12 protein-coding genes are annotated in these 13,253 nt (G+C 37.1%); 6 read left to right on the top strand and 6 right to left on the bottom strand.

Going from position 1 to position 13,253, the window contains the following annotated elements; translation table 11 throughout:
• Nucleotides 1-137: 137 nt before the first annotated feature.
• Nucleotides 138-1,487, top strand: a complete 1,350-nt coding sequence (hisS, locus tag BUA97_RS12755) for a histidine--tRNA ligase (RefSeq protein WP_072998838.1) — start codon at nt 138-140, stop codon at nt 1,485-1,487.
• Here hisS and BUA97_RS12750 read toward each other — a convergent pair.
• Both BUA97_RS12750 and BUA97_RS12745 read right to left on the bottom strand, forming a co-directional pair.
• A complete protein-coding gene (locus BUA97_RS12750; protein ID WP_072998836.1) occupies nt 1,484-1,930 on the bottom strand; it encodes a phosphohydrolase in 447 nt (148 codons plus the stop codon). The two genes, hisS and BUA97_RS12750, sit on opposite strands and share 4 nt — an antisense overlap.
• An 86-nt stretch (nt 1,931-2,016) precedes the next feature.
• On the bottom strand, nt 2,017-4,485 hold the full coding sequence (locus BUA97_RS12745; RefSeq protein ID WP_072998833.1) for an FtsK/SpoIIIE family DNA translocase: 2,469 nt from the start codon (nt 4,483-4,485) through the stop codon (nt 2,017-2,019).
• A 223-nt stretch (nt 4,486-4,708) separates the two neighbouring features.
• Between BUA97_RS12745 and BUA97_RS12740 the strand changes: the two genes are divergently transcribed.
• Entirely contained in the window at nt 4,709-5,731 is a 1,023-nt protein-coding gene (locus BUA97_RS12740; RefSeq protein ID WP_072998831.1) for a 3-oxoacyl-ACP synthase III family protein, read from the top strand.
• Between the two features lie 51 nt (nt 5,732-5,782).
• On the opposite strand, the gene BUA97_RS12735 is transcribed toward BUA97_RS12740, so the two are convergent.
• The 4 genes from BUA97_RS12735 to BUA97_RS12720 all read right to left on the bottom strand — a co-directional run bounded on the left by BUA97_RS12735 (nt 5,783) and on the right by BUA97_RS12720 (nt 9,391).
• A complete protein-coding gene (locus BUA97_RS12735) occupies nt 5,783-6,211 on the bottom strand; it encodes a MarR family winged helix-turn-helix transcriptional regulator (protein WP_072998828.1) in 429 nt (142 codons plus the stop codon).
• A 48-nt stretch (nt 6,212-6,259) separates the two neighbouring features.
• Nucleotides 6,260-6,682, bottom strand: a complete 423-nt coding sequence (locus BUA97_RS12730) for an organic hydroperoxide resistance protein (RefSeq protein WP_072998825.1) — start codon at nt 6,680-6,682, stop codon at nt 6,260-6,262.
• A gap of 133 nt (nt 6,683-6,815) precedes the next feature.
• A complete protein-coding gene (locus BUA97_RS12725; protein ID WP_072998823.1) occupies nt 6,816-8,012 on the bottom strand; it encodes a DUF1501 domain-containing protein in 1,197 nt (398 codons plus the stop codon).
• Nucleotides 8,013-8,023: 11 nt separating this feature from the next.
• Entirely contained in the window at nt 8,024-9,391 is a 1,368-nt protein-coding gene (locus BUA97_RS12720) for a DUF1800 domain-containing protein (RefSeq protein WP_072998821.1), read from the bottom strand.
• Between the two features lie 219 nt (nt 9,392-9,610).
• Here BUA97_RS12720 and BUA97_RS12715 point away from each other — a divergent pair, with 219 nt between their 5' ends.
• The 4 genes from BUA97_RS12715 to BUA97_RS12700 all read left to right on the top strand — a co-directional run bounded on the left by BUA97_RS12715 (nt 9,611) and on the right by BUA97_RS12700 (nt 13,171).
• The gene (locus BUA97_RS12715) at nt 9,611-10,183 is read left to right on the top strand and encodes a hypothetical protein (RefSeq protein WP_072998819.1); all 573 of its coding nucleotides are present in this window, start codon (nt 9,611-9,613) and stop codon (nt 10,181-10,183) included.
• A gap of 165 nt (nt 10,184-10,348) precedes the next feature.
• A complete protein-coding gene (locus BUA97_RS12710; protein ID WP_072998816.1) occupies nt 10,349-10,915 on the top strand; it encodes a YceI family protein in 567 nt (188 codons plus the stop codon).
• Between the two features lie 87 nt (nt 10,916-11,002).
• Nucleotides 11,003-11,644 (top strand): hypothetical protein, encoded by a 642-nt coding sequence (locus BUA97_RS12705; protein WP_072998813.1) that lies wholly within the window; start codon nt 11,003-11,005, stop codon nt 11,642-11,644.
• Nucleotides 11,645-11,752: 108 nt separating this feature from the next.
• Nucleotides 11,753-13,171, top strand: a complete 1,419-nt coding sequence (locus BUA97_RS12700; RefSeq protein WP_072998812.1) for an L-serine ammonia-lyase — start codon at nt 11,753-11,755, stop codon at nt 13,169-13,171.
• Nucleotides 13,172-13,253: the final 82 nt, after the last annotated feature.

Below are 13,253 nucleotides of genomic sequence, written 5' to 3'. Positions count from 1 at the left end.
CTTGTGTTTTAATTTCAAATAATTCTTAAAAATATAAAAATGTCTGAATTTTTCCTATAAGTTAAATTAGATTTAGAATCCTTTGCGCTATTATTCTTACTTTTGCAATCGATTATCAAACATCATTACCCATTAAAATGAAGCCGAGTCTAGCAAAAGGAACCAGAGATTTTACTGCGAAAGAAGTTTCCAGAAGAAAATACATCATCAATATATTACAGAACAATTTCGAACTGTTCGGATTCCAGCCTTTGGAAACCCCAAGTTTTGAAAACCTTTCTACATTGACAGGGAAATATGGCGAAGAAGGCGATAGACTGATTTTTAAAATCCTCAATTCCGGTGATTATGCTTCCAAAGCAAATGATGAAGACTGGACCAGCAGAAATTCTCAAAAACTGATTTCCCAGATTTCAGAAAAAGCCCTTCGTTACGACCTAACCGTTCCATTTGCAAGATTTGTGGCGATGAATCAGGGACAGCTGGCTTTTCCTTACAAACGTTATCAGATTCAGCCGGTCTGGAGAGCAGACAGGCCGCAGAAAGGAAGATTCAGAGAGTTTTATCAATGCGATGCAGATGTTGTGGGAAGCACAAGTCTTTGGCAGGAAGTGGAGTTGCTGCAATTGTATTTTAAATCGTTCAAAGATCTGAACCTATCCGTTTCAGTTCACATCAACAACAGGAAGATCCTTTCCGGAATCGCAGAATATGCAGGGATTGCTCACCAATTGATTGATTTTACAGTCGCTCTGGATAAATTAGATAAAATCGGTAAAGACGGCGTAACTAAAGAAATGCTGGAAAAAGGAATCTCCGGAGAAGCCATTTCCAAGCTGGATTTTCTCTTTGCTCAGGGTTCTGATGTGCTTGAAAATTTGTTGAATCTTAAGGAAAAATTTAACGGAAACGAGGCAGGACTGAAAGGTGTTGAAGAATTAGAATTCGTAATCAGAAACGCTCTCAGTCTCGGAGTTGATTCTAAAAGTTTAGTCTTTGACATTACGTTAGCCAGAGGATTGGATTATTATACCGGCGCCATTTTCGAAGTGAAAGCGAATGATGTGGCAATGGGTTCCATTGGCGGCGGCGGACGTTATGATAATCTAACAGAAGTTTTCGGCGTGAAAGACATGCCCGGAATCGGGATTTCTTTTGGTCTGGACAGGATCTATCTCGTGATGGAAGAATTAAATATCTTCCCGGAAGATTCTGAGAATAATGTCAAATATCTTTTTGCCAATTACGGAGAAAAAGAATCCATCGAAGCTCTGAAATTGATTTCGGAATTAAGAGAAAAAAATATTTCCGCAGAACTCTATCCCGAAGCTTCAAAACTGAAGAAACAATTCACCTATGCTGAGAAGAAGGGGATTGAAAACCTGGTTTTTCTTGGTGAAGAAGAGATCAAAAATCAAACGATTACTATAAAAAACCTGACCACAGGTGAGCAGCAGACTCTGAAAACAGAACAGTTTTTGGATTAATATTTCTCGGACAGATAAAGATAAGCTTTCAGATATTTATTGAAACGTTTCAGGTCTTTTTCCTGTAACGGTTCCGTGCATCTTGTAAGATCCATATTGTCTCTCAGGTCGTTCAGTTTGACAGCAATTGCCAAAGGACTTTTTTCTATTCTTGCGATAAAGGCATCATAATCCAGATGTTCCTCTTCGCGTTTTGTAAGAGATTCCACCGCTTCCAGGATATAATCGGGAAAGCCTTTTTCTTTCAGGTAGTCGAAAGAGAATTCCGGATGATCTTCCACTACGTCATGTAAAACGCCCACGATTTTTTCGTCGATAGTTTTGCCGGCATTCATTACCCGGAAAACGTGGCCTAGGTAAGGCGCATCGTATTTATCAGTTTGTTTTTTATGGGCTTTGGTAGCGATTTTTATGGCTTTGTTCAGGAGTTCGTGGGTGGACATTTATTTGGATTTGGTTTTTCTTTTTGATTATTCAAATGATTTTTATTATGATGAGTATTGCTCAGATTTTTGCCAGATATTTTATTCTACCTTCCTTTCAGCTCATCAAACAACCGTTCCAAAGAGTTGAGGTCAGAAATCAAAACTTCTCTTGCTTTTGCTCCGTTGAAACCACCGACAACACCGGCTGCTTCCAACTGATCCATAATTCTTCCCGCTCTGTTGTAACCCAGTTTCAGTTGTCTCTGCAGCATAGAAGTGGAACCTTGCTGGGTGGAAATCACAATTCTTGCAGCATCTTCAAACAAAGCATCTTTTTCATTCGGGTCGAAAGCACCAACAGTAGAACTGGCTTCTTCTCCCGAATATTCAGGAAGAAGATAAGCATCGGAATAACCTTTTTGCTCACCAATAAATTCCGCAATTCTCTCCACTTCCGGCGTATCAACAAATGCGCATTGAAGACGCGTCAGATCATTTCCATTGAAATAAAGCATATCGCCTTTTCCCACTAGTTGTTCCGCTCCGGGTGAATCCAAAATTGTCTTCGAATCCACACCGGAAATCACACGGAAAGCAACTCTCGCAGGGAAATTCGCTTTGATCATACCTGTGATCACATTTACAGAAGGTCTTTGAGTGGCAACAATTAAATGAATTCCAATCGCTCTTGCAAGCTGTGCCAACCTGGCGATCGGATGTTCTACTTCTTTTCCTGCAGTCATAATCAGATCTGCAAATTCGTCCACAACCAGAACGATATATGGCAGATATCTGTGCCCGTTTTCTGGATTCAGCTTTCTCTGGGCAAATTTTGCATTATATTCTTTGATGTTTTTACAGAATGCATTTTTCAACAATTCGTAACGGTCATCCATCTCGATACAAAGTGAATTCAGTGTGTTAATTACTTTCGCATTGTCTGTGATGATTGCATCTTCTGTGTCTGGCAGTTTTGCCAGATAATGTCTTTCTATTTTTGAATAAAGTGATAATTCCACTTTTTTCGGATCCACCATAACGAATTTTAGTTCGCTTGGATGCTTTTTATAAATCAGAGAAGTTAAAATCGCATTAATCCCAACAGATTTACCTTGTCCGGTTGCTCCAGCCATCAGTAGGTGAGGCATTTTTGCAAGGTCAGCGACGAAAACTTCATTAGAAATTGTTCGTCCAAAAACTATTGGCAAATCCATATCTGCAGATTGGAACTTTGGCGAAGCTACAACGGAACGCATTGAAACCATTGTCGGATTTTTTCTCGGAACTTCGATCCCGATGGTTCCTTTTCCCGGCATTGGTGCAATGATTCTGATTCCAAGTGCAGAAAGATTCAGTGCAATATCGTCCTGGAGTTTTTTGATCGCCGCCACACGGATTCCCGCTTCAGGTACAATTTCGTAAAGTGTCACCGTTGGTCCAATTGTCGCTTTGATTTCGGAAATACCGACGTTGAAGGTTTTCAGTAAGCCAACAATTCTGTTTTTATTTTCCTCGAGTTCATCTTTATTGATTGTGATTTCCTCGTTTCCGTAATCTTTCAGCAACTCAACGGAAGGCATCTGGAATTTTGCCAGATCCAGTTTATGATCGTACAAACCATGTCTGCTAACAAGATCATCCGATTTTTGCTGCTCACTAGAAACCGGAAAATCTTCGTCCTTTTTGATTTCTACATTGAAGGCAAAATCATCTTCAGACTTGATAACAGGGGTTTCTATCACTGGCTTTTGAGGCTGAGCCGTGGCAGAAGATAATATAATTGGTTCAGGAGCAGATTCTTTAGTTTCTTCTTTGAAAGATGTCTGATTCGGTGTTTTGATGGGTTCAAAATCCTGTGTGACTTTGATATTACTGAAGTCATTTTCGGTTTTCGGTGTTAAGGTTTCGATAACCGCAGGATTCTCAGGGATAATTTCTTCTTCCAGGTCTTCATCCGCTTCGAATTCCTCTTCGGAATTCGGCATCATGTTTTTCAATCTTCCGAATGTATTATCATTGATATCGTTCAGTTTATTTTTGATAGAACTTGGTCTCAGATTGAATTCCAGAACAAAATAAAGAACAAAACTTACCAGAAGAACCATCCAAAGTCCTACCAGTCCGATGTAAGATTTCAGATAATCCATAATCTGATAACCGTAAACGCCACCTAAAACACCTTCGCCATTGGTAACTGCACCAAAAAATATCGGAATCCAGCAAATGAAAAATAAACTGTGCGAAATGGTTTTCCAGGGTTTAAAATAATTCTTCTTAAAAATCAAAGTCCCGAATACGAAAAATAAAAATGCAACTATAAAAGCTGCTACACCAATACTTTCAAAGATGAAGAGATTTCCCAGCCAATCGCCGATCTTACCAAAAAGATTGGATGATTCTACCGTTTTGTCAGACATAGTTCCGGCCTGGCTCTGGTCGGCTTTCCAGTTCATCAGGTAAGAAATGAATGACAGCAGAAGAACCACGGATAGGACAATAAAACTAATCCCCGAGATGATTCTTGGTTTTGATATGATTTTGGTATTGGAAGCTGTGTTTTGTTCGTTCTTCATTTTAAAAAAAAAGTCAATAGATGCAAATTTAATGTTTTTTCTGTCTGATGTATACTTTGAAAGAATTTTTATTGAGCGACTTTTTAAGGTGTCAGAATGGTCTGGTAAAAATCAATTAGTTGTACCTGGAAATGATATAAAATATTTTGCAGGAATCTTTATTTAAACTGAACTTATGTAATAAATAAAATATTTACATTTGTCAAAATTCTAAAACACACCAATGCTTAAAAGTGTAATATCAGGAGTCGGACACTACGTTCCGGAAAATATAGTAACTAACGACGATCTGTCTAAATTGATGACAACCAACGATGAGTGGATTACAGAAAGAACAGGCATCAAAGAAAGAAGACACCGCAAAAATCGTATAGATTCTGAGGAAACAACCTCATTCTACGCTTTCAAAGCCTCAGAAATAGCATTTAGAAATGCTAACCTCGCTGCGGAAGATATTGATTATATTGTATTTGCGACTTTGTCTCCGGATTATTATTTTCCAGGTTCAGGCGTTCTCTTGCAGGAATTATTAGGTTGCGGGACAATTGGCGCTTTAGATGTTCGAAACCAATGTTCAGGTTTTGTTTACGCTATGAGTGTAGCAAATGCATTTATCAAATCTGGATTGTATAAAAATGTTTTGGTTGTCGGCGCAGAGATCCATTCATTCGGATTGGATTTTTCTGATGCCGGACGTGGCGTTTCCGTGATTTTCGGTGATGGTGCAGGTGCAGTAGTTTTATCGGCAAGTGATGATGAAAATACCAGCGGGATCCTTTCAGTGAATATGCATTCCGAAGGAAAATATGCGGAAGAATTAGCGGTGAAATTCCCGGGAACTAAATTGGGTTGGAGCGATAATCTTCTCAAAAATCCGGATTCATTAACTGCAGAAGATATCTATCCGGTGATGAACGGGAATTTCGTTTTCAAACACGCCGTTACTAGATTTCCGGAAACAATTCTTGAAGCTTTGGAGAAAGCAGGAAAGAAAATTGAAGATTTAGATTTGCTGATTCCGCATCAGGCGAACATCAGAATTGCACAATACGTTCAACAATTATTGAAATTACCGGACGAAAAAGTATTCGTTAATATTCAAAAATATGGAAACACAACCGCTGCTTCAATTCCGATTGCTTTGAGTGAAGCGATTCAGGAAGGCAGAATGAAACGTGGCGATTTGGTTTGTATGTCGGCTTTCGGAAGTGGCTTCACCTGGGGAAGTGTTTTGTTTGAGTATTGATTCGATTCAAAATAAAAAAGAGCTATTTGGATTTGCAAATAGCACTTTTTTTTATTGATTAATTTTCTGAACAACTTTATCAGATAAAGTTTTCAGTTCCATTATTTCGTCGATATTCAGATGCATAGCTTTTGCCAATTCCAATGGGATGCAAGTTGCCTTTTCTTTGAGTTTAGTACCTTTTTCTGTTAAGTGGATTTTTACAACTCGTTCGTCTTCCTTGCTGCGTTTTCTTTCCAGATAACCCTTAGATTCAAGTCTTTTCAGTAAAGGTGTCAGAGTCCCGTTGTCCAGTTGTAAAATTTCCCCAACCTGATTCACCGTCAAATTATCTTTTTCCCAAAGCGTCATCATGGTAATGTATTGCGGATAAGTCAGCCCAATATTTTTCAGAATCGGACGATAACACTGCATGATCTCGCGATGCAAAACATAGACGGAGAAACAAAGCTGTTTGTCTAATTTTAAAAAATCTTCCATATTGCGTGTCTTAATTTACAATTCATCAAAGATAATAATTCAATTTCCTTAATCGTTGCTCACAGTCAGCTTAACGTCGATATTTCCTCTTGTCGCATTAGAATAAGGACAAACCTGATGGGCTTTCTCAATCAGTTGCTGCGCTTGTTCCAAAGAAACGCCAGGAATGTTGGCGTGTAATTCCGCTTCCAGACCAAAACCTCCATTTTCGAGTTGTCCGATTCCAACTTTCGCTGTTACCGTTGTTTCTCCTGTTTCTATTTTACTTTGCTTGATAACCAGATTCAAAGCACTGTCAAAACAAGCCGAATATCCTGCTGCAAAAAGCATTTCCGGATTCGCATACTCGTCATTGGCGCCGCCTAAACCTTTTGGCATTCTAACTTCTAAATCCAGAATTCCGTTTTCACTTTTTACATGTCCGTTTCTTCCGCCTTTGGCTGTTGCGCCAATACTGTACAATGTTTTCATTTTGCTGATGTTTTAATTATATTATTTGATGGTGCAAATATATAGCGTAAAATTATATTTTGTACAATATAAAATAAAGTTTACATCAAAACCAATCATTGATATAAACTATAAATTTTTTTAAAATTTAAATTTAGATAAAATCATAGTAACCATTATCCTTTCCAAGAATTTTCTTGTCATTCGTATTCAACCATCTTTTGAGAACTGTTGCATAGACTTTTCGGAAATCTTCAGTGTAAATCAAATCGCCGTCTTTGAGATTGGTTAAATCAGGAAGCGGATTCAGCAATCCTTTTTTCTTGAGCCCACCGCTTATGAAAAACATCTGATTGGCTGTTCCATGGTCAGTTCCGTTGCTGGCGTTTTGGGCAACACGTCTTCCGAATTCAGAAAATGTCATAATCATAATGTCCCTGAATTTCCCATTCTCTTTCATATCATTTGTGAAAACTTCTACAGCTTCATTGATATTTTTAAACAGTTGATTTTGTTTCTGATTTTGATTGGTATGTGTGTCAAAACTTCCTACGGAAAGGTAATAAACCTGTGTGTTGATATCAGATTTGATAAGCGATGCAATGGTTTTAAAATCTTTTCCGATTTGTGTTGCCGGATAAATTTTATCTGTCGGTTTCGCTCTGCTTTCAGAAAATATATATTCAGAATTATTGATGGCGTTGCCGAGCGTGTTATAAAGATAGGAAGTCAGATCATGCTCATGATCTTGATTGCCGGTATTCAGTTTTTTGTAGAGTATTTCCTGACTGTTATCAAACAATTTTTTCGGGTCTTTGAAAGCGATGGCGTTCTTGGTTTCGCCTTTCATGGCAAGACTCAGAAGGTCATCAATTTCTATTGCCTGAGTTGGATTCTGACATTCATGACAGGCTTCATCCAGATATCGTCCGAGCCAGCCAGAATTTTTAAATTCATTACTGTCACTCGCAGTTTGCCAAATATCCATACTTCGGAAATGCGATTTGTTAGGTTCCGGATAACCCACGTTGTTCATCACTGCCAATTCTCCGTTATCATAAAGCGTTTTAAAGAATTTCAGATTGGGATTAATTCCAGCTTCATCCGTCATCAAAAGTGCATCATTTTCTTTAATTGAAATTTGATTTCTTGATTTGTAATAAATATCATTTTTAACAGGAATAATCGTATTCAGTCCATCATTTCCGCCGGATAATTGCAGAATAATCAGCGTTTTTCCATTCATTGCTATGGCTTCGGGTAAAGTCAAAGCATCTAAAAAATTAGGAAAAAGCATAGAAGCTACAGCAAGACTGCTTGTTCTTATGAAGTTTTTTCTATTGATAATCATAATGGCTTATTTTAACAAAGTTGATATTCCGGTGTTGACATAATACTTATCATCAGGTGTTTCTTACTTTTATCGGAATTGAAATCCGTGATCATTTTCTGAAGATTGTTATTCGGATTTGATAATAATAAATTGAAAAGATCTTCATTCAATATATTACTGATACCATCCCAATGTATTGTGATTGTATTTTGTTTCTTATTAACAACGACTTTTTTCTCATCTTTTCCCATATTCACATCATCATTAGATTTGGGTTCGATGTTCAGAGTTTTGTAACCGGCCATTACCGCTGGGATTCTCATTCTCAATAACAGGGTAGAACTGTCAATCCAAAGCGTTCCGCTTGGCCAGCCGGCGACATTCGGAGGTTGGAGTAATTCTTGCCCTAGCAGTTTTTCGAAGTTGTAGATTGTATCACCATTCTGCAAATCCATGGGCATAATCCGTCTGATTCCGACAATCAATTCTACAGGTGACTTGATTTTTGCTCCGATATTTTTGTCAGAAAAAAACCAATCTGAAAGAAAAATTTCATCCATCAAAGTCGTGATATCATAATTAGATTTATAGAATTTATCGCTCAGAAATTTTATTATTTTTTCATCAGGATTTTCATTAACGAGGAATTTGTAGATTTTTCCTGTGATAAAATGGGCACATTCCGGTTTTTCAAGAATAATATTGATGATGTCATTTCCGTCAAAATTTCCGGTTTTTCCTAGAAACACTTTTTCTTCAGAATCGTGTTGTTTTTTGTTATCCGTGAATTCTCCAAAAGCATTATAACTCCAGCCGGTAAAAGCCCTTGCAGATTCTTTTATATCTTTTTCCGTGTAGAGATTTCCTCTTCCCAAAGTAAAAAGTTCCATCAGTTCCCGGGCAAAATTCTCATTGGGTTTTGCTTTTTTGTTTTGTTGATTATTCAGAAAATTCAGCATTGCCGGCGATTTGGAGACTTCGAAAACCAGATCCCTGAAATTTCCCAAAGCGTTTTTCCTGAAAATCTCAATGATATCTTTATTAAATATTGACTGCTGAAGCCTTGTGGCAAAATGCCCATGCCAGAAAAGCGCCATTTTTTCCCGAAGCTGAGAAGATGTATTTATCATTTGAGAATGCCATGATTTCCGGACTGAGCTGTTATAATTTCTATTGAACTGATTATAAGGTTTTCTGTCGGTTGCTTTTGACATTTCCTGGTATTGTTGCGGAGTTACCGGTTGCATATCAGTTTTCAAAGGCTTATAATCAGAATTATTTTTAAGTTCCTGATATAATTTCTTTGGATTCAGGTTTCTGTATTTCTCAATGTCATTATGATGAATACCGAAACCCGCTCTGGAAACCAAATGTTTATTTTTAAGAAATTGATTCATAGCTAACGGATTTATTTGATTGGAGTATGTAAATAAGAATTAGTTAAATCAAAAATGATGAAAATGTCAGTTTATGAATTAATTTTAATATTTAATTGTGATTTTAAATAATTGAAAATTAGAAGGTTGTTTTGGATGAGTGTTAGATATGTAAAACAAAATATCGTTTTGGCACGGATTTTACAAAGAAGAACCATGTAAAATTTAAAATTTAAAAATATGAAAACTTTAAAGCAATTGGCATTGGGTCTTGGGATTTTGGCTGGTGGATTGGCTTCGGCTCAAAGTGCAGATATGAACAATATGTTCAAAGTAGGTTTGAATGGCGGAGTTTCTACAGGTGGTAACACATCTGCAAATCTTGGAGTAGATCTTTCTTATCAGAATCTGATTACACCTGGTTTTGGTCTTGGTATCGCAACTGGGTATAATCATTATTTTGGTAAAAACGCTACCATCAATGGTGTGAAAGTAGATAATAATGACTTCGGGGTAATTCCTGTTGCAGCATTATTCAGGGTTTATCCTAAACAGATGGGATTTTATTTTGGTGCTGATCTAGGTTACGGTTTCATCGTAGGCGATGATAAAGTTGCTAAAAATATCGATGTAGACAGACCAGACGGCGGTTTCTATATAAAGCCCGAAATTGGTTACCACAATCGCGACTGGAACTTTTTTGTACAATACAACAAAACCTTCACAGGCGACAAAGGACAGATTGCTGACCAAAAATATAATGCCGGAGCAATTGGCGTAGGTTTTGGCTACAACATTCCTCTTGGAAAATAATACAATCTTTGAATCTTATAGATCAAAATTATTTAATCAAACTATGACATACTTAATGCCTTCATTTTATAATGAGGGCATTGATTTTTTTTTAAAAGTTATCATACATCAACAACAATCTTGATTGATTCTAATTAAATTTGCATCATTAAAATTATTAAAAAAATGAAAAAAGTATTATTACTAGCTGTATTGGCAAGCGGATTAGCTTTCGGACAAACTAAAAAATTAACAAGTTCAGACGTACATTGGTGGGGTTATAAAATCGCAAAAACTGAAGCATCTTCACACGATGGAACTGTGAATGTAAAATCAGGGAACCTGGTTCTTAAGAATGGAGCAGTAGTTGGTGGCGAGTTTGTATTGGATATGACGTCTATCAACTCTACAGACCTTTCCGGAGAATACCAAGGGAAATTGAACGGGCATCTGAAAAACGGAGATTTCTTCGAAGTTGAAAAATTCCCGACTGCAACCTATGTAATTACTTCTGTTAAGAAAAATTCTAACAAAGATTATAACTTTGTGGTTAACGGAAAGCTTACTGTAAAAGGTAAAACCAACCCAGTTTCTTTCCCTGCAAAAATCACTGCTGCGAACGGTGTTGTAACATTAGAATCTGACAAATTTTCTTTCGACAGACAAAAATTCGATGTAGCTTACAAATCTACAATGCAAGATGTTTTGGTTAAAGATGATGTTGATATGAAAGTTAAAATCAGCGTGAAATAATTATCAAAATTATAGATAAATATTAGGAGCAGAATTTTTTCTGCTCTTTTTTTGTATTAAATTTGGACAAAACACAACAAAATTATAATGAAATTATATATCATTAGCGGACTTGGTGGTGACGAAAAAGTTTTGGAAAAACTAACGTTCAATCCGGACATTGAAATTGTCCACATTCCATGGCTTATTCCAGAGTTGGATGAGGACTTTCACCATTATGTTGTCAGGATGTCAGCATCTATAGATAATTCCAAAGAATTTTATCTTCTCGGATATTCGTTTGGAGGCATTATTGTTCAGGAAATTCATAAAATTAAGCCTGCAAAAAAAATTGTCATTTTGGCAAGCATCAGATGTGACCAGGAAAAGTCCAGACTTATAAAAGCGGGTGCAAAAACCAATGCTGTAAGATATGTTCCGCAAAGACTTTTTGGCAACAGCAGCACTTTTTTATACGCATTTCTGAAAAGAATTTTCGATTCCAAAAATGCAAATATTTTACAGTATTTCCGGGTAAAAGATCCTTATTATCTCAAATGGTCCATGGATAAAGTTGCCCAATGGAAATTCGAAAAACTGCCTGATGTAATTCAGATTTCGGGAGATAAAGACATCGTTTTTCCCATCAAATATTCTGAACCGGATTTTATAATAAAAAACGCAACACACCTTTTCCCGGTTACCAAAGCCAGACAGGTTTCTGAAATTTTGAAAACTATTTTTGTCTAATTTTAAATTTTCTTAAATCGAGATCCAAAAATTATCCGATCAATAATATAAAGTTGTGACGGTTTCAAAAATCAATTACATTTACAGACGATAATTATTACAATTTTAATGGAATCTATCAGCGTTTTTGACATCATAAAAATAGGAATCGGCCCATCTTCTTCCCACACAATGGGGCCTTGGAATGCTGCGCAAATGTTTCTTGATCTGGTGAAGCGAAATCATTCTTTACAAGATATCAAAGAAGTTTTCGTAGAATTCTTTGGTTCACTGGCAAAGACTGGAATCGGTCATGGAACTGATATCGCAGGAATGCTGGGCTTGAGCGGTGAAAATTTCCGAACAATTGATACCAATAAAATTGATGAAAAAATCAATAAAATCAAATCCGAACAAAAACTACACTTGGGAGGAAAGGTTTGGTTACCGTTTATCTACGGACATCATTTGATCCTAAACAAAGAAAAATCCCTGGATTTTCATCCAAACGGAATGATCTTCAAAGTTGTTTTTGAAAATGGTGAAGCATTCAGTCAGGATTACTATTCTGTCGGCGGTGGATTTGTCGCGACTAAAGAAGATAATTCTATTGATGAAAAATGTGTGCGGACGCTTTATCCATGCCATCATGGCAGTGATATTCTGAAATACTCTGAAAGACTTAATCTCAAAAAAATATCTGATCTTGTTTTTTTGAATGAAGAATCATGGAGAAGTCAGGAAGAAACGAGCCAAAAAGCTTTGGAAATTTGGGATAATATCAAAGACTGCGTTTATAAAAGCATCAACAAAAAAGGAATTCTTCCCGGCGGGCTGAATGTAACGAGACGTGCTTCAGAAATGAATGAAAAACTCCTCGGAACACAGATTTACAAAAATAAAAACGAGTGGTTTGAAATGGTTAAAAACCAGGAAAAAACCTTCAGTTCTGTCACCAAATGGGTGTCTTGTTTTGCACTTGCTGTGAATGAAGAGAATGCTTCTTTTGGCAGAATCATAACGGCACCAACCAATGGCGCAAGCGGTGTGATTCCCGCAGTTTTGATGTATGCGCAGACCTTTACAGAATTTAATTCAGAAGAAGATATCATTAGATTCTTGTTAGTTGCAGGAGAAATCGGAACTATTTTTAAAAAGAATGCAACTATCTCTGCAGCAATGGGTGGTTGTCAGGCAGAGGTTGGCGTTTCCTCGGCAATGGCAGCAGCTGGATTAACTGAGATTTCAGGAGGAACACCCGGACAAGTTCTGATGGCAGCAGAAATCGCAATGGAACATCATCTTGGGTTAACATGTGACCCGATTGGTGGATTGGTTCAAATTCCCTGCATTGAACGCAATTCTATGGGTGCAATGAAAGCCATTACAGCTGCATCACTGGCGTTGGATGGCGACCCGACAAAAGCAAAAGTGTCTTTGGACAGTGTTATCAAATCGATGTGGGAAACCGCTTTGGATATGAATTCAAAATATAAAGAAACATCGGAAGGCGGACTGGCTGTAGCTGTGAATGTTGCGGAGTGTTAATATTAAATTTAGTTAATAAAGAATCGTTAAAAAAGAAGCCTGATAATTATCAAAAATAAAATTCGTATCTTTGCAGCAAATT

The organism is Epilithonimonas mollis, from assembly GCF_900142325.1.
Classification (GTDB): domain Bacteria; phylum Bacteroidota; class Bacteroidia; order Flavobacteriales; family Weeksellaceae; genus Epilithonimonas; species Epilithonimonas mollis.
Note: the sequence above shows the minus strand (reverse complement) of the source record. Positions and strands in the feature narration are given on the sequence as shown.